Here is a 16,852-nt window from a genome sequence, read left to right on the forward strand (position 1 = left end):
GATTAACCTTCCACTTCTGTTGCAGTTTCGGTTGCCGGCATTACCTGTAGTGTCTCGAGCCGAGATGGTTGAGCTACCTGACCAGGCATAGGGGGTACCGGAAAACCGCCTTCGAAAGGATCAAAGCCGCGTGCTTCACGCTCGCGCTGCTCTTGTTCAAGTATTTCCTTCTTCTTATTGGTCTGAATCTCCACCACATATGAGATTGCGATTCCGATAAATAAGATTGCGCTGGCGGCAAAAAGTAGGGTGCGGGTATCCAAGTACTGAGCGTTACGCAGCGCACGAGCACTGGCCACTATCAAAATCCAAACCACAGAAACGGGTATCAGAACTTTCCAGCCAAATTTCATGAACTGGTCATAACGCATACGTGGAAGCGTTCCACGTAACCAGATGAAGACAAATAGGAAAGCGAAGATTTTGCCAAAGAACCAAAGCAATGGCCACCAACCTTCATTGGCACTGGACCACATTGAGATCGGCCACGGAGCACGCCATCCCCCCAGGAAGAGTGTGGTTGCCATTGCGGAAACAGTAACCATGTTTACATATTCTGCTAAGAAGAAAAGTGCAAACTTCAGTGATGAATATTCGGTGTGGAACCCACCGACCAATTCACCTTCCGCTTCCGGTAGATCGAATGGGGCTCGGTTTGTTTCTCCGACCATGGCAATCGTATAAATGGCAAAGGACGGCAACAAGAGTACGCAGTACCAAAGATTCTGTTGGCTATCGACGATAACCGAGGTAGACATTGAAGATGCATACAGGAATACCGCGACAAACGATAGGCCCATCGCGATTTCGTAACTGATCATTTGAGCGCTAGATCGTAAGCCGCCTAGTAGCGGATAAGTTGAGCCAGATGCCCAGCCAGCAAGAACAATGCCATAAATTCCGATTGAAGCAATTGCTAGCACATAAAGAACTGAGACTGGGAAGTCCGTCAGTTGCAGAGGTGTTTCATGCCCGAATATCGACACTGATGGACCAAGTGGTATCACAGCAAAAGTTAGGAAGGCAGTGGTAGCTGAAATAACTGGGGCAATACAGTAAACCGCCAGATGTGCGGTTTTAGGAATAATTTCTTCCTTAAGCGCTAGTTTTATGCCGTCCATTAGGGACTGCAATAGTCCGAATGGGCCGACCCGGTTTGGACCGATGCGCATCTGCATTCGACCGACAACACGGCGTTCAGCCCAAATCGTGAACAGTGTCATCAGTACCATGATTACAAAGATGCCGACAACCTTGAGCAGAATAATCAGGATTGGATCCGTGCCAAAACCTGAAATCGGGTCGGCAAAATTTACCAAATTTTTCATGGTTTACCTCCAGTAGTAACACTGACCACATAGCCTGAAGGCAGATTTAGTGTTGCATCTTGACTGTTTGCTGGTAACCAGACAACTCCATCAACCATTTCATTGGTGATGATTACTGGAGCCGTCGCAGTAACGCCTGCGCAATCCACTGTTGCATAATCTCCATCGGTCAATCCAAGTCGTGTTGCCGTATTTGCACTTACTCGAATGACTGCAACTCTTGATGTAGCTGCTAAATATGGTTCACCATCTTGCAAAGTGCCGTTGTCCAGAAGGTGGCGCCAAGAACTTAACTCAACCTGCCCATCTTCTAGTACTGGAGCAGCTACCGCGGTGCCGGAAAGCACCGGCTTGTTGGCGGTGTCCCAGAAATCTTCGGTGAGTTCTAGAGACGCAGACATAGCAGTTGCGATTTCTGCCAATACATCCGCGTCGCTTAATAGCCCCTGCTTTGGTGCTACCGCAGTGAAGCTCCGATCGCGCCCTTCCCAATTTCGGAATGTGCCAGACTTTTCGATGACTGTAGCCACAGGGAAAACGACATCAGCAATTGCCGTAACTTCGCTATGCCTGGTCTCTAGAGAAACTACAAAGTCAGCGCGTTCAATTGCACCTTCTAAATCTGCAACTAGATCGTGGGCTTCGACTCCAGCGATTACAAGGCCAGTGATGTCGCTACCTACTGCGTCGATGATCTCTTCGGTATTGCGGCCGGTAACTGGAAGTAGGCCAGCATCCAATGCCCCGCGATCACCAGCACGGCGCGGAATCCAAGCAAGCTTTGCACCAGTTGCACTAGTTAATTGCGCAACTGCAGTGAGCAAGCCTGGAATTGTGGCAGCGCGTTCACCGACCAAGATGATACTTCCAGGTTCGGTAAGCAAGTTAGCGCTGTTTGCTACTGCTGTGGGCTCGGCGTGTGGAGCGGCCGGAATTAATGTTCCATTGACTTTGCCCAGTCCAGCTGTCGCATACGGAGCAATCGAATAAACCTTTGTGCCATTCGTCCGAGCTGCCTTGCGTAACCGTAAGAACACAATTGGCGATTCGTCCTCTGGTTCAAAGCCAACCATGAGAACCGCTGGTGCAACTTCAAGGTCGGCATAGGTAACATCAAGGGTCTTACCTGCAACATAGCTGGCTAAGAATGCCGTCTCTTCATCACTGACTGCGCGTGCGCGGAAGTCAACGTCGCCGGTGCCTAAAACATTGCGAGCAAATGCCGCGTAAGCCTTTGCATCTTCATGGGTTAGTCGGCCGCCTGTTAACACTCCAGTTTTAGGTCCGGTCTGTGCCAGGCCAGCGGCGGCGGTTCGGATAGCCTCGGGCCATGAGGCTGGAACTAGGTTGCCGTCCGTATCACGAACAAGGGGTGATGTTAGTCGACCTTGTATGGCGTATGGAAAGGCAAAGCGACCTTTATCGCAGTTCCATTCTTCGTTAACTTCAGGTGCATCCCAGGCTAATCGGCGCATTACTTGACCACGCCGCACATCAGTACGCAGGGCACAACCACTTGCACAGTGTTCGCATGCAGTAGGAGTGCTGACCAAATCAAATGGGCGTGAGCGGAATCGATACTTCGCACTTGTTAATGCCCCAACCGGGCAAATTTGAATTGTATTGCCAGAGAAGTACGAATCAAATGGCTGATCTTGCGAAATTCCAACCTGCTGCTTAGCACCGCGCTCCAATAATTCAATGAACGGGTCGCCTGCAATCTGATCGGCAAAGCGGGTACAACGAGCACAGGAGACGCAGCGCTCACGATCTAATAGCACCTGAGCGCTGACATTAATTGGCTTGGGAAAGGTTCGTTTAACTCCAGTGAAGCGAGTGTCGCCACGACCACTAGTCATCGCCTGATTTTGCAAGGGACATTCGCCACCCTTGTCACAAACTGGACAATCAAGTGGATGGTTGATTAGCAGGAACTCCATAACGCCAGCTTGCGCTGCTGCTGCAACTTCACTGGTGTGCTGAGTTTTGATCACCATGCCTTCAGTCACTGGGACTGCGCAAGATGGTTGTGGTTTTGGTTGACCTTCAATTTCAACTAAGCACATGCGACAAGCAGCAACTGCGTCAAGTAGCGGATGGTCGCAAAAGCGTGGAATAGCAGTGCCAAGCATTTCGGCCACTCGAATAATTAGAGTTCCTGCTGGAACTTCAACTGTCACACCATCTACGGTGCAGGTGACTGTGGATGTGGTGACGGTCATTTACTGGCTCCTGCGAAAACAGTGGCGGCAATCGGATCAAAAGATTCATTTGCCGGTGTGATTGTTGCCTGAACAAATTCATCTCGGAAGTACTTGAGCGCAGCGGGGAATGGAGTCGCAGCCGCATCACCTAGTGCACAAAATGACCGACCAGCGATTTGCGCACACAGCTCAACCAAAGTGTCTAGGTCTGCTTCTGTACCCTGACCTTCTTCTAGTCGATGTAGGACATCGCTGATCCAGTAAGTTCCTTCGCGGCAGGGTGTGCACTTTCCACATGACTCATGCTTGTAGAACGCTAGCCATCCAGTAACGGCTCTGACTACTGAAGTCGTATCATCAAAAATCATTGGCGTACCGGTGCCCAGCATTGAACCAGCTGCTGCAATGTCTTCATAAGTAAGTGGGAGATCAAGATGTTCTGGCGTAAGCATTGGAACAGATGAGCCGCCAGGCAGCCAGAACTTTACACTTCTGCCGTCGCGCACTCCGCCAGCATGTTCAAGTAATTCACGCATGGTGATGCCAAGTGGTGCCTCATAAATTCCTGGCCGGTTCACGTGACCAGATACTGCAAAAAGTTTGAAGCCAGGTGACTTTTCGGTACCGAAGGACTTGAACCAATCAACACCGTTATTAAAGATGTATGGAATGTTGGCAATTGTCTCGACATTATTGACGCAAGAGGGAGAGGCATACAAACCCGCAACTGCTGGAAATGGCGGTTTAAGTCGGGGTTGTCCTCGTCGACCTTCGAGTGAATCAAGTAATGCTGTTTCTTCACCGCAAATGTACGCACCTGCTCCTGCGTGCAACACAACATCTAAGTCAAAACCAGATCCCATGATGTTCTTGCCCAAGTAGCCTGCAATGTACGCTTCGCGAATAGCTGCGTTAACTCGACGAAATACATGTGGCACTTCGCCACGTATGTAGATGAATGCATGATTTGCTCTAATGGCAAACGCCGAAATGATGATGCCTTCAATGAGTGAATGTGGGTTTGCCATCATTAATGGAATGTCTTTGCACGCACCTGGCTCAGATTCGTCCGCGTTAATAACTAAGTAGTGCGGCTTCCCGTCGTTCTGCGGAACAAAACTCCATTTCAAACCAGTTGGGAATCCTGCACCACCACGACCGCGAAGTCCCGAATCCTTTACTAAAGAAATGATCGCATCCGGATCGGTGGCAAGTGCTTTCTTGAATGCCGTGTAGCCACCATGGCGCATGTAACCAGAAATTGTGTAGGAATCTGGTTCGTCCCAATGCGCTGAAAGAACAGGAGTCAATGTCATGGCTTTACCTCCGGCGCACTTTGGCCAAGTTCTTTAGCGCGCTTTAAGCCAGCCAACATCAATTCGTCTGCTTGAACACCTTCGTTCGTGAGACCATCATCGAAACCAGCCAGGAGCAGTTCGTTTTCCTTGAAAGTTGGAATTTTGGGACCACGAGTGCTTAGCACTTCTTGGCCAGTGCGAAGTTTCTCAACTACATCAACTGCGGTCTCTGGTGTCATATTGTCTAAGAATTCCCAGTTTGCAGTCATAACCGGAGCATGAGTACAAGCAGCCTGACATTCAATGCGCTCAAGGGAAATCTTTCCGTCCTCCGTTACCTCATCATTGCCAATTCCGAGGCGCTGACAGAGTTTGTTCCAAATTTCGTCGCCACCCAAAATGCCACAGCCAGGATTAATACAAACACCAATGTGGTACTCGCCTACTGGTTTCTTGTGATACATCGTGTAAAAAGTTGCCACTGCTGATACTTCTGCGGTGGTAAGAGCAAGCTCCTCGGCGCACAGTGCGATTCCATCTGCACTTACATAACCTTCTTCAGCTTGCACCAAATGCAACATTGGCAGAAGTGCCGAACGAGCATGAGGGTAACGAGCAATGATTTCACGAGCTCTGCTACGAGTCAGTTCTGAAAGAGACATTTAGCGGTCCACTCCCCCCATGACCGGGTCGATTGAAGCAACAGCAGCAATCACATCGGCAATCTGCGACCCTTCACACATCGCTGCCGTCGCCTGTAAGTTGGTGAATGACGGATCGCGATAGTGCACCCGATACGGCCGAGTTCCACCATCCGAAACTACGTGTACACCAAGTTCGCCACGTGGTGACTCAACCGCTGCGTAAGCCTGTCCAGCTGGAACATTAAAGCCTTCAGTAACAAGTTTGAAGTGGTGGATTAAGGCTTCCATACTCTCGCCCATGATGTGGCGGATGTGATCAAGTGAATTACCTTGACCGTCACTACCGATCGATAACTGTGCGGGCCATGCGATTTTTTTGTCCTCAACCATGACTGGTCCTGGCTGTAACCTATCCAAACATTGTTCAACGATGTTGAGTGACTGCTCCATCTCTTCTAACCGAATCAAGAACCGGCCATAGGCATCTGAAGTGTCTTTCGTAATTACCTCAAATTCGTAATTCTCATATCCGCAATACGGATCTGTCTTTCGAAGGTCTGCTGGCAAACCAGTGGCACGCAAGACTGGCCCAGTGACACCTAACGACATGCAGCCGGCAAGATCGAGGATGCCGATTCCGGATGTGCGACCAAGCCAGATTGAATTGTCGACCAGCATGTCAGCTGTATCCTTCATTCGGCGCGGAAGAGCTTTAATTGTTTCACGAATTTTTTCTTCTGCCCCCGCCGGTAAATCTTGCGCAACACCGCCTGGCCTAATGTAAGCACTGTTCATTCGAAGTCCGGTCACCAGTTCAAACAAGTCAAGAATTGATTCGCGTTCCCGGAAGCCGAAAATCATTGCAGTCAAGGCACCTAATTCCATGCCGCCCGTTGCCAGAGCAACAAGATGCGAAGAAATGCGGTTTAACTCCATCATCATTACTCGAATGACATTTGCCCGATCTGGAATTTGATCTGTTATCCCGAGTAACTTTTCGACCGCCAAACAATAAGCAGTCTCATTGAAGAACGGGCTCAGATAATCCATACGCGTGACAAAAGTTACACCTTGAGTCCAATGACGGAACTCCATGTTCTTTTCAATTCCCGTGTGTAAGTAACCGATTCCGCAGCGTGCTTCGGTTACCGTCTCCCCTTCAATTTCTAGGATGAGTCGCAGTACACCGTGTGTTGATGGATGTTGCGGACCCATGTTGACCACTATGCGCTCAGCTTCACCAGCTGCATTTCCGGTGATGGTGTCCCAGTCCTGACCAGTTACGGTGAATACCCGACCTTCAGTGGTTTCGTAAGAATCTGCATATGTGTCAGTCATTAGTTGTAGGACCTCCGCTGATCTGGAGCCGGCACAGTTGCACCTTTGTACTCAACTGGGATTCCACCTAATGGGTAATCTTTGCGTTGTGGGTGACCCTGCCAATCGTCCGGCATTTGGATTCGAGTTAAGTGCGGGTGTCCGTCAAACACAATCCCAAAGAAGTCAAAAGTTTCTCGCTCGTGCCAGTCGTTTGTTGGATAAACCGAAACGATTGACGGGATGTGAGGATGGGAATCAGAGGCAACTACTTCAAGACGAAGTCGGCGATTATGCGTAATAGAGCGCAAGTGGTAGACAGCATGCAATTCAGCGCCTGTTTGATGCGGGTAATGAACACCACTGACACCAAGACACAACTCGAATCGCAGCCCTGGTTCGTCACGCAAAGTTTGTGCTACCGCTACTAATTGGGTGGGGTGAACATAGAGCGTCATTTCGTCATTGGCAATCACAACTTTGGCGATTGCTTTTTCGAACGAAGTTCCGAATTGCGGCAGGGCGGCAACTAATTCGGCATGAATAATGTCAAAGTAACTCCCGAATGGCGGTACACATGGTGCTGGTACCGGAACAACTGAGACTAGACCACCGAAGCCTGAAGTATCACCAGATCCACTTGCGCCAAACATGCCTTCGCGAACGGTAGTTACCTGCAGCAGCGGCTTACCAGCTTTAACTACATCATCGCTCATCGCATTAACCCAATCTGGTCTGAAGTTGGAGTTGCCTGCAATGCTTCTGCTTCAAGATCTGCTAGCTGGCGTTTGCGATTTGAGCCCAACTTGGTATCAGAAATCTGATCGTGTAATTTCAAAAGGGCATCGATCAACATCTCAGGGCGGGGAGGACAGCCTGGTAGATAAATATCGACGGGAACGATGTGATCGACGCCTTGGACAATTGCATAATTGTTGAACATGCCACCGGAGGATGCGCAAACACCCATAGCTAGGACCCACTTTGGCGCTGCCATTTGATCATAAATTTGTCGCACTACGGGCGCCATTTTTTGGCTAACCCGCCCCGCCACAATCATCAGATCTGCTTGGCGCGGAGATGCGCGAAACACCTCCATGCCAAATCTGGCCAAGTCATAACGACCTGCACCTGAGGCCATCATCTCAATGGCACAGCAAGCTAAACCAAAAGTAGCTGGCCAGAGTGAGTTTTTACGCGCATAACCAGCTAGTCCCTCAACTGTGGTTAAAAGTACGCCACTTGGTAATTTCTCTTCAACGCCCATCAGGAATTCCTCTAACTAGTCCCACTCGAGTCCACCGCGACGCCAAACAAATGCATAAGCAGCTAGGACAGTAAGAATAAAAGTAATCATCTCAGCTAACCCAAAGAGGCCAAGTTTGTCGGCAGCCACTGCCCACGGATACAAGAAAACGATCTCAATGTCGAAAATAATGAACAACATTGCTGTCAAGTAATACTTAACAGGAAAGCGACCGCCACCCTCTGGTTGAGGTGTTGGTTGAATTCCACATTCGTATGCTTCAACTTTTGCTCGGTTGTAGCGCTTTGGTCCCGTGATAGTTGCAACAGCAACTGAGAATGCCGCGAAGCCGAAAGCTAATAGACCTAAGAAGAATATGGGTAAGTAAACAGCACCTTGGCCCACTTGATAGCACCCACTTTCGCGTTTAATTCACGCACGACTTCACTGTTGTTAGTCACAGCCAGTTCGAGATGGAAATTTTTAACAAAGGCACAACTTTGTGCATTTGTGAAATTTTTCACTAGGTCGGTTTTCAGTTTACCGAACTGAGCGAACCTGCACCAATGCACCCTGGAGTGTCACTTAGGCCACCTGGGTAGATTCTGGTTTCGTTGCTCTATGCAGCGCCACAATCCCACCGGTTAAATTCCGCCACTGGCAGTTACTCCACCCTGCACTCAGGATTTGTTCACTAAGTTTCTGCTGATTTGGCCAAGCTCTAATGGATTCGGCAAGGTAAACATAGGCATCTGGATTACTTGAGACTTTGGTTGCAACAGCGGGCAATGCCTTCATCAGATATTCGAGGTATACCGTTCTAAGCGCTGACCAAGTAGGTTGACTAAATTCGCAAATTACCAAGCGACCACCTGGTTTGGTCACTCGGTACATCTCGCGTAGCGCAAGATTAACATCATTAACATTTCGCAGGCCGAAAGAAATTGTTGTGGCATCAAAAGTGTTATCTGGGAAAGGTAAGGCTAGGGCATCACCTTGGACAAAAGTCAGATTTGGAAACCTTTGTTGGCCAACTTCAATCATGCCCTGACTAAAATCACAGGCGATCGGGTCAGCACCTGCCGCATAAAAGGGTTGAGTACTAGTTCCAGTTCCAGCCGCCAAATCTAGAATCTTTTGGCCGGGTTTAGGGTCCACCGCAGCGACAACTGCCTTACGCCAACTTCGAGTTTGACCTAGTGACAGTAGGTCATTGGTGACATCATATTTTTTTGCCACCGCGTCAAACATCGCTGCAACTTCGTTGGGGTCTTTATTTAGGTGCGCTCGGGACATGGCTCTAGTCTGTCACTAATTTGCCCTTGCTAATAACTTGGCAGTAACCGTGCTGATGCTAAGAATGAAAGTTGCGTTTACGCTTAGATGGCTATGACAACTTTGGCGCTTGTCCCCGATTCTGGTCTGCACGTCAGAACTATTGACATCCCACATATCCAAAATCTATTACAACTGCTTCCTGCCGATGGCGGTCTTGCTTGGGTTCAAGGTGAGCCTGGTAACCAGGATGGCGCCGTGGGCTGGGGATGTATTGACCGAGTTGAATTCGATGGTCCAGAACGCTTTAGTCGAGCCCAAAAGTGGTGGAGTACCTGGTGCGAGCAAAGTTTCGGTGACTCGGCAATCGCATTTGCCTCCTTTGCTTTCGCTAGTGAACCTGGGCAGTCAGTACTTGTCGTACCTGAGGTAATTGTTCGAAATAGCGCAGGAAAATCAGCTCTTACGGTAATTGCACCAAAAAACGAGATTGAGTACCTGGTTGATCAAGCGCTGTCGCAAATTCAGAACGCACAAAAACGCGAGAGAGACATAGGGACTGTTACCTGGCACGAGGGCTCTATTCCAGTTTCTAATTGGCAAGCAAATGTGGATAAAGCCGTTGTTCGGATTAATCGTGGCGAACTGGACAAAGTTGTATTGGCCCGAGACATCTTTGCGAATTTGAGCCGCTCACTTGATGTTGGGGAGCTGTTAGTTCGACTCAATAACCGGTTTCCAGACTGTTGGACTTTTGCTGTTGATGGCCTAGTGGGCGCCACTCCAGAGCTGTTAGTCAGGCGCGCAGGTGAAAGTGTGACTAGCCGAATCTTGGCAGGAACAGTCAGGCGGAGCTCTAATCTGCACCGAGATGATGCATTAGCGGCTTCTCTTTTAGATTCAGATAAAGATCAAGCTGAGCACGAGTACGCAGTTCAGTCCGTTCAAGCAGCTCTGGCACCTCACTGCACTGATTTAACCGTTCCAACAGAACCTTTCATCTTGCAATTGGCAAATGTGCAGCACTTAGCCACTGACATCACCGGCCAACTTGCGGATAATGTGTCGGCGCTGGTTTTGGCAGCCTCCTTGCATCCAACGGCTGCCGTCTGTGGCACGCCAACCGAGCGGGCAAGTGCCTTGATTACTGAGTTAGAGGGCATGTCAAGAAATCGATATGCTGGTCCCGTCGGCTGGATTACTACCAATGGTGATGGCGAATTGGGAATCGCACTTCGGTGCGCAAACATCGAAGATCGGGAGCAGAAAACTCTCCGCCTGTTCGCTGGCTGTGGAATTGTCTCTGGCTCAACTGGCGTATTGGAAGTTGCGGAATCAAATGCAAAATTCAGTGCAATGCGGGATGCCCTGACTCAATAATTATTTTTCTTCTTCCAAGATTCCGATGCTCTTAATAGGCAGCGTAATTACATACAGAATTGCAAAAAGTGTTCCAATAATCACAAAAAGTAATCTGCCTTTGGTTAATTCACCTGGAGCAACGTATGTCAAGTAAGCCAAACTGAGTGAGACTGCAACCATTACGATCGCCGCCCGACGAAAAGGTTCATCTGGTACCTGTCGTGAAGTTGCCGACATGTGAACTGAAAGCGCTACCAAAATCACGCCAAGCATGCGAAATGCCCACTCATTAGTCTCGCTTGATTCCAGAGCGATGAACTCAGCGAAACCTTTTGGTGAGATCAGGAGCCAAAGAGAATTGATGCCGAATGTAATTGCACCAAAAATCATGACCAAGCGAGAGTATCGATATCTGGAGTTACGCATAGCCAAAGTTTACCGTTGGGCTACCTGGATTTAACCTAAGCCACTTGCTTTCTCGCGCCGAGTTAAACCGAGTTTGATCAAAGCGTTATCGCTCTCGATTGTTCCTGGTTTAGCAGCATCAGCACGAACTGCGGGACAAGCTGCCTCGAAAGGACAGTATTCACATAATTTTCCAGTTCGAGCTTCCCAGGCACTAGCAGCCAATGCTGTTTCACTTTCACCACGCATTTTTGCTAGAGATTCACCCATTTGCTCAGCGATAGTGAAATCTACTGGACGGTTTTCAATGTGCTTTGCGTTAAGAAAAATCAGTTCGACTTGGTCGATGTCGATATCATGTTGAATTTTGAAAGCCAAGGCATATAAATAAGGTTGCTTTAACTTGTCATCCATAAAGCGTCCTGGGTTCTTTCCAGTCTTATAGTCGGTGACTCGATTAACCCCATCTACGGTGAATCGGTCGACCTTGCCAAAAAACTTGACACCATTTATGTCAACTTCGAGCTCCATTTCAAGGTGCTCAGGTTGAACCACTAATTCGGCTGGGCTTTCTAGCGCGAAGAGATTCTCGATTGCTTCCTTTACGCTTGCTTTCATCGAATTGTCATTCGCAAATTTTGCATAGTCTGGTAGGCGCAGTAACCGCGGTCCATGCTCACGAAGTAACTCAAGAGCTTTCTCTACAGTTCGCTCTTCACTTGGCAAGCGATATAGATGCTCAATAACTTCATGCGCAATTGAACCACCTACAAGTGCTGAAGTCTGTGGTTCGCTCCAACCGCCTAAATAGCTGAAGTAATAGCGCAGTCCACACTGATTAAATTTTGCTAACTGCGAATAGGAAACTCGTGGTGGCAACTGCGCACCATCTGATTGGATTACTTCAACACGCATCGATTTAGTCACAGGATTCTCAGTTCTATTGTGGTGCTACCACGGTACACCGCGAGTGGGACAATCGTGCGTAAGTTTGCAGTTTCTGATTACTCTTGGGATCTTTGCTCAGTAGGGTAACAACCTGAGTCAGTAAAGCCAGCTGCTCGATGAGCACCATCACAAAATGGTTTATTTTCTGAATGACCACAACGGCACAGAAAGACTGCTTCTTCGTTGCTGATAACCACCCCGTCGGCACCGACGATAGTTGCACCACGAACCTGTAGCGAACCGTTGGCCTTGATGGTAATCGTTGCTTTTTCTTGCTTTGTCATAATTGTCCCTTCGTCAAGTCTGCCAAATTGCGCAGACAAGGCTGACTTTACGACAGATTTCCTAGCTACGCAGAAGTTGCAAGAGCAGCGGTAATCTCAGCCTGAATTTTTGTTATCAGGTAATTTTCCAAGTTGCGATTTCCAGTTAAACAAACAATTATGTGCACACCCGGAATATTTTTCGTACGCGTGATCGCGCCATCTAATTCCAGTTGAGTTGTCACCCGAGAACTGGCAAAACCAAAACTCTCAGCAATCTGCCAAAGGTCTTTGCCGTGCGGGGTTGCGAATGCTTTCTCGAAATAACGTGAATAGTCGCTCCCCCCTTGTTCGAGTTGGCTAAAGATTCCACCACCATCGTTATCAAGCACGACAATAGTTAAGTTTGGTTCGTCGCTGCCCATTGGAACTGCGAGTGCACCAATGTTATGTAAGAACGCAACATCACCAATCAACAAGTAAGTGCGCCCACTTCCACCCAGAGCAAGACCCCAAGCTGTGGAGATTAGACCATCAATGCCATTTGCACCGCGATTACCAAAAACGCGTAAACCTGATCGAGCCTTCGCATAGCTTTCAATGTGCCGCACTGGCCAGGACGCAGCAACCATAAGTTGGTCTTGATCTTCTGCCACATGCCAAATTCGGCTGGCCGCCGCTGGTCCCGTAAGTGTCTGTGCCGACAACTGATTCGCAATGATTTGATGTGCTAATGAATCTGCTTTTTGCCAGGTCGCCAACCATCCCGAATCTACAGTGTTGTCCGCACTTGGAATTGCAGCTAAGACTCGACTCACAGTTTGCACTGGATCGGGAGTGTCTGGACCGTTACCTGCAAGATGAATTGCGATGTGCTCTGGAACTTGACCCAGTAAGTGCAGTATCGGGCGCGATAAGCCGACTGTGCCAACTGTGATTATGCAGTCGGGTTTAGGCAATTGGCCTGATGCAACTAACAGAACGCCGTGCGCTATCGCATTTTTCGAAGCATGAAGATTTGCGGATGGCTCGTGGATAATTGGCCAACCTAGTTGCTCGGATAATCCGGCGACTTGCGCCACTGCACCGGAATCGGAAATGTCCCCGGCAATGATCAGGCCACGACTTGGCAATTGGATTTGTTCTCGCTGAACAACCGGTGCAGCAGGTTTGGCTTTGACCACAGCAGATGGTGTCCACTCCAAGTTGTCACCACTTGGAACTAGCGGTAATTCAAATTGCAGATTTAGCTGAACTGGACCGTTATGTACTGCCTGGGCTAAGTCAAGAATCTCTTGAAACCGACTCTCAGAGAAATCGGCGCTAGAAGTGTCATAGTTAGCTTTTACATACGAGCCAAAAATATTAGATTGATCAATTGTTTGTGGAGCGCTTTTTCCTCGAGCAGAAATCGGTCGATCTGCACTGAGAACCACAATTGGAATACCAGACTGAAATGCTTCAACTATTGCAGGAAGTAGATTCGCAACTGCGCTTCCAGATGTGACCAAAACTGGAACTAAGTTTTTGGTAACTTTAGCCAAGCCTAAAGCTAGAAACCCAGCATCTCGCTCATCGATCCGAACGTGCACCTTGATTAAACCAGCATTCTCTGCCTGTAATAACGCAATTGCTAGTGGTGCGCTACGTGAGCCTGGCGCGAGCACGGCATGTTCTACGCCACTTGCCAATAATTTTTGTACAACTGCTCGTGCCGTTGCTGTTGATTTATCTAACATGACAGAACCGCATGTTTAACTTCTGGCGCTACTAGATGTTGGGCGCTGGCATACCAGGCTCGGACTATTCGCTCACGCCAGACTTCTCTGGTTTCCTCGCTTGTCAATGCGTGCGCGACCGCCAAACAATCAGGTTCAGGTGGCGTGCGGACTACGGACATAGCTCCATTCTCGGGCAACTCTGTAATGTGCACTAAATCAAGAGCAAGAAGCGTACCGGTACCCACACCGCAAGCGCCGTAAAGTTCAGTAGCGCTGCCGGCCAAAAACAGTGAACTAGCTAAGCCAACAGAGGTATCCATACTTCCACTTACGACCACCGGTAAATCAATTCGGTCGATCAACCGAAGGCTCTGCACTACCCCACCTAGCGGTAAAGACTTTACGATGATCAAATCTGCTGCATCTCGAATCGCCAACAAATCAAGGTCGCTGGAAAGCCGTAAGCCTTCGTCAATTGCAATTGGAATATCAATCACTTTGCGTAATTCGGTTAACTCAGCAAGGGTGGTACATGGTTGCTCCACATATTCCAATCCGTTCGCAGCATCGACAAGTAGTCGCAGATCATGAATTGCCTGATCGGTAGTCCAAGCGCCGTTTACATCGAGCCGAATTTTTCCATTGGCGATTTGGTTCGCGGAAAGTGCACTTCGAACTGCTCGAACCCGAGCAATGTCATCTGCCAGGTTTTGACCCGCTTGGGCAACCTTAACTTTTATTGTCGAAATTCCGCTGCGCTTAACAGCTTTTTCAACCAGCTCATATGCGGTCATCTCATCAGTTGCCGGGATGATTGCATTAACTGGAACTTCGGTTCGCTGGAGCTTGGGTAGCGTACCAAAAGCTAGCTCGAGTGCGCCAGCTAGCCATCGGCCAGCAATCTCATCGTCATAATCCAGAAACGGTGCGAACTCGCCCCAACCATTCGGTCCCTTGATAAGAGCGCCTTGTCGATTCTGAAGTGAACGAAACTGGATACTTAGGGGCACGGAAAAAGCCACGGCATCGTTGGCTAAGGACTCAATGGACACTTACTGAACCTAAATATCAAGGACGTTTTGGAAAACGATCGAAATCTGGTTTGCGCTTTTCTTTGTAGGCGTTGCGGCCTTCTTGTGCTTCTTCGGTCATGTAAAACAAAAGTGTGGCATCGCCAGCAAGTTGTTGCACCCCGGCTAAACCATCATCAACCGCGTTGTGACTTGCCTTCAACATCCGAAGTGCAAGTGGGGACATATCTAAAATTTCGCGACACCACTTGATGGTTTCCAGTTCCAGATCTTCGACTGGGACTACCTGATTAACTAGTCCCCAGTCGTAGGCTTGCTCAGCTCCGTACTGTCGACACAAGTACCAAACTTCACGCGAACGCTTTTGGCCGATGTGTTTAGCTAACAATCCAGAGCCGTAGCCACCATCGAACGATCCAACTTTTGGTCCAGTCTGACCAAAGCGGGCATTGCTAGCTGCAATTGATAGATCACAAACGACATGTAAAACATGTCCGCCACCAATTGCATAGCCGGCCACCATCGCGATTACGGGCTTTGGAATTCGGCGAATTGCAATCTGCAAATCCAGGACATTAAGTCGCCCTACACCCGCTTGGGCTACCGCATCGTCTCCGATGTAGCCATCGTCGCCACGGATGCTTTGGTCGCCACCGCTGCAGAAAGCCAAGTCGCCTTGGCCAGTTAAAATCACGACGCCAATTTTTGGGTCATCACGAACAATTTCAAAAGCGTGAATTAACTCAGTTACTGTCTGGGGTCGGAAAGCATTTCGCTTGCCCGGACGATTGATTGTGATTTTTGCAATACCTGCATCAGATCCAGTGGAGGCTTCTAATTTGATGTCCGAGTATTCACCGATGTTTTCCCAGTCACAGGCAGGTTTCGTAGATGAGTGTGCTGGATTGACCAATGCAGGACTATCTGGTGGTGCAATCGGTGGTAATGGGTATTTGTTGCGAGTATCCATGGCATACCTTGAATTTTTTTAGTTGCTTCTCGCTCTAGGCTAGTCTCAATGACAACTTCTGACACATTCAGCAATAGCCCTAGCTATTCCACACTGGAATCTGTGCTGATTCCTCCTGGATCGAGCGGACTTACAACGATCACTCGGCCGCTGACACGGGCACTTTCAGGCACCGGCCCAGCAATTGCCCCGATTCCAAGTACTGAACAAGCGGATACCATCAGGGCCATAATTCGCGCTGACGACCCAAGTTTTCCGATAGAAACATCAGACATTGCTTTGGTTTGTTCGACTTCGGGATCTACGGGAACTCCGCGCGGCACCTTACTGTCTCGTTCAGCACTCCAAGCTTCGGCAAACGCATTTGGTGCTCGATTTGGTTCTGATGCTCGCTGGGTACTTGCCATGCCAATTCACCGAATCGCAGGATTGATGGTGTTAGTGCGTTCCCACTACAACAACAATCCCGTAGTAGTTGATCCATCGATTGGTGGCGCTATGCAATTTAATGCAGCAACTTTTTGGGCCACCACTCAGAGTGCAATTCGAAGTTCAAAAACCGACGGTAGGCCGTTGATGATTAGTCTGGTTCCAACTCAAATCGCCCGCCTGGTTGATTCGGGAGCAATTGGAATTGAAGCTTTGCAGTCTTATGACCTAGTTCTCAGCGGCGCTGCAGCTACACCACAACCACTGCTTGACAAACTAAGGAAACTCGGAATTAGGATTTCTGTCTCTTACGGCATGAGTGAAACTTGTGGTGGTTGTGTTTTCGATGGAATGCCACTTGATGGTGTTCAGGTTTTCATTGCTTCCCAGCACGAGGCTCAGCCAGGGCGC

At 48.9% G+C, this 16,852-nt stretch carries 17 protein-coding genes; 2 read left to right on the forward strand and 15 right to left on the reverse strand.

Annotated elements, in window-relative coordinates:
- Positions 1 to 2: 2 nt before the first annotated feature.
- From nuoH to EBS36_02460, 9 genes are all read right to left on the reverse strand, one after another.
- Positions 3 to 1,298 (reverse strand): NADH-quinone oxidoreductase subunit NuoH, encoded by a 1,296-nt coding sequence (nuoH, locus tag EBS36_02420; protein ID NBU32011.1) that lies wholly within the window; start codon positions 1,296 to 1,298, stop codon positions 3 to 5.
- 26 nt (positions 1,299 to 1,324) lie between these two features.
- Positions 1,325 to 3,550 carry an NADH-quinone oxidoreductase subunit G gene (locus EBS36_02425; protein ID NBU32012.1) on the reverse strand — a complete coding sequence of 742 codons (2,226 nt, stop codon included), beginning with the start codon at positions 3,548 to 3,550 and terminating at the stop codon, positions 1,325 to 1,327.
- Positions 3,547 to 4,848, reverse strand: a complete 1,302-nt coding sequence (nuoF, locus tag EBS36_02430) for an NADH oxidoreductase (quinone) subunit F (protein NBU32013.1) — start codon at positions 4,846 to 4,848, stop codon at positions 3,547 to 3,549. Before nuoF ends, EBS36_02425 begins: the two co-directional genes overlap by 4 nt.
- The gene (gene nuoE / locus EBS36_02435; GenBank protein ID NBU32014.1) at positions 4,845 to 5,492 is read right to left on the reverse strand and encodes an NADH-quinone oxidoreductase subunit NuoE; all 648 of its coding nucleotides are present in this window, start codon (positions 5,490 to 5,492) and stop codon (positions 4,845 to 4,847) included. Before nuoE ends, nuoF begins: the two co-directional genes overlap by 4 nt.
- On the reverse strand, positions 5,493 to 6,812 hold the full coding sequence (locus tag EBS36_02440) for an NADH-quinone oxidoreductase subunit D (GenBank protein ID NBU32015.1): 1,320 nt from the start codon (positions 6,810 to 6,812) through the stop codon (positions 5,493 to 5,495).
- Positions 6,812 to 7,507 (reverse strand): NADH-quinone oxidoreductase subunit C, encoded by a 696-nt coding sequence (locus EBS36_02445; protein ID NBU32016.1) that lies wholly within the window; start codon positions 7,505 to 7,507, stop codon positions 6,812 to 6,814. Before EBS36_02445 ends, EBS36_02440 begins: the two co-directional genes overlap by 1 nt.
- Complete coding sequence (locus EBS36_02450; GenBank protein ID NBU32017.1) at positions 7,504 to 8,058, reverse strand: NADH-quinone oxidoreductase subunit B; 555 nt, start codon at positions 8,056 to 8,058, stop codon at positions 7,504 to 7,506. Before EBS36_02450 ends, EBS36_02445 begins: the two co-directional genes overlap by 4 nt.
- A gap of 15 nt (positions 8,059 to 8,073) precedes the next feature.
- Positions 8,074 to 8,415, reverse strand: a complete 342-nt coding sequence (locus EBS36_02455; GenBank protein NBU32018.1) for an NADH-quinone oxidoreductase subunit A — start codon at positions 8,413 to 8,415, stop codon at positions 8,074 to 8,076.
- A gap of 207 nt (positions 8,416 to 8,622) precedes the next feature.
- A complete protein-coding gene (locus EBS36_02460) occupies positions 8,623 to 9,333 on the reverse strand; it encodes a demethylmenaquinone methyltransferase (protein ID NBU32019.1) in 711 nt (236 codons plus the stop codon).
- Positions 9,334 to 9,426: 93 nt separating this feature from the next.
- Here EBS36_02460 and EBS36_02465 point away from each other — a divergent pair, with 93 nt between their 5' ends.
- A complete protein-coding gene (locus tag EBS36_02465) occupies positions 9,427 to 10,692 on the forward strand; it encodes an isochorismate synthase (GenBank protein NBU32020.1) in 1,266 nt (421 codons plus the stop codon).
- On the opposite strand, the gene EBS36_02470 is transcribed toward EBS36_02465, so the two are convergent.
- From EBS36_02470 to menB, 6 genes are all read right to left on the reverse strand, one after another.
- Entirely contained in the window at positions 10,693 to 11,100 is a 408-nt protein-coding gene (locus EBS36_02470; protein NBU32021.1) for a hypothetical protein, read from the reverse strand.
- A gap of 30 nt (positions 11,101 to 11,130) precedes the next feature.
- Positions 11,131 to 12,006: a PD-(D/E)XK nuclease family protein gene (locus tag EBS36_02475; protein ID NBU32022.1), complete on the reverse strand. Its 876-nt coding sequence runs from the start codon at positions 12,004 to 12,006 to the stop codon at positions 11,131 to 11,133.
- Positions 12,007 to 12,083: 77 nt separating this feature from the next.
- Positions 12,084 to 12,311 (reverse strand): CDGSH iron-sulfur domain-containing protein, encoded by a 228-nt coding sequence (locus EBS36_02480; GenBank protein NBU32023.1) that lies wholly within the window; start codon positions 12,309 to 12,311, stop codon positions 12,084 to 12,086.
- Positions 12,312 to 12,376: 65 nt separating this feature from the next.
- Positions 12,377 to 14,029 carry a 2-succinyl-5-enolpyruvyl-6-hydroxy-3-cyclohexene-1-carboxylic-acid synthase gene (gene menD / locus EBS36_02485; GenBank protein NBU32024.1) on the reverse strand — a complete coding sequence of 551 codons (1,653 nt, stop codon included), beginning with the start codon at positions 14,027 to 14,029 and terminating at the stop codon, positions 12,377 to 12,379.
- The gene (locus EBS36_02490) at positions 14,023 to 15,063 is read right to left on the reverse strand and encodes an O-succinylbenzoate synthase (GenBank protein ID NBU32025.1); all 1,041 of its coding nucleotides are present in this window, start codon (positions 15,061 to 15,063) and stop codon (positions 14,023 to 14,025) included. Before EBS36_02490 ends, menD begins: the two co-directional genes overlap by 7 nt.
- 16 nt (positions 15,064 to 15,079) lie before the next feature.
- Positions 15,080 to 16,012, reverse strand: coding sequence for a 1,4-dihydroxy-2-naphthoyl-CoA synthase (gene menB, locus EBS36_02495; GenBank protein ID NBU32026.1), 933 nt, complete (start codon positions 16,010 to 16,012; stop codon positions 15,080 to 15,082).
- 102 nt (positions 16,013 to 16,114) lie between these two features.
- On the opposite strand from menB, the gene EBS36_02500 reads away from it, so the two are divergent.
- A partial coding sequence (locus EBS36_02500) for an AMP-dependent synthetase (GenBank protein ID NBU32027.1) occupies positions 16,115 to 16,852 on the forward strand: 738 nt, incomplete at its 3' end.

This window comes from Actinomycetota bacterium, from assembly GCA_009923495.1.
Classification (GTDB): Bacteria; Actinomycetota; Actinomycetes; order S36-B12; family UBA5976; genus UBA5976.

Excerpts from the sequence above, each read along its gene's own strand:
- EBS36_02445 (NBU32016.1), bottom strand. The coding sequence starts at position 7,507 with ATGAGCGATGATGTAGTTAAAGCTGGTAAGCCGCTGCTGCAGGTAACT.
- EBS36_02465 (NBU32020.1), top strand. The coding sequence starts at position 9,427 with ATGACAACTTTGGCGCTTGTCCCCGATTCTGGTCTGCACGTCAGAACT.
- EBS36_02440 (NBU32015.1), bottom strand. The coding sequence starts at position 6,812 with ATGACTGACACATATGCAGATTCTTACGAAACCACTGAAGGTCGGGTA.
- EBS36_02480 (NBU32023.1), bottom strand. The coding sequence starts at position 12,311 with ATGACAAAGCAAGAAAAAGCAACGATTACCATCAAGGCCAACGGTTCG.
- EBS36_02470 (NBU32021.1), bottom strand. The coding sequence starts at position 11,100 with ATGCGTAACTCCAGATATCGATACTCTCGCTTGGTCATGATTTTTGGT.
- menB (NBU32026.1), bottom strand. The coding sequence starts at position 16,012 with ATGGATACTCGCAACAAATACCCATTACCACCGATTGCACCACCAGAT.
- menD (NBU32024.1), bottom strand. The coding sequence starts at position 14,029 with ATGTTAGATAAATCAACAGCAACGGCACGAGCAGTTGTACAAAAATTA.
- EBS36_02425 (NBU32012.1), bottom strand. The coding sequence starts at position 3,550 with ATGACCGTCACCACATCCACAGTCACCTGCACCGTAGATGGTGTGACA.
- EBS36_02460 (NBU32019.1), bottom strand. The coding sequence starts at position 9,333 with ATGTCCCGAGCGCACCTAAATAAAGACCCCAACGAAGTTGCAGCGATG.
- nuoF (NBU32013.1), bottom strand. The coding sequence starts at position 4,848 with ATGACATTGACTCCTGTTCTTTCAGCGCATTGGGACGAACCAGATTCC.
- nuoE (NBU32014.1), bottom strand. The coding sequence starts at position 5,492 with ATGTCTCTTTCAGAACTGACTCGTAGCAGAGCTCGTGAAATCATTGCT.
- EBS36_02450 (NBU32017.1), bottom strand. The coding sequence starts at position 8,058 with ATGGGCGTTGAAGAGAAATTACCAAGTGGCGTACTTTTAACCACAGTT.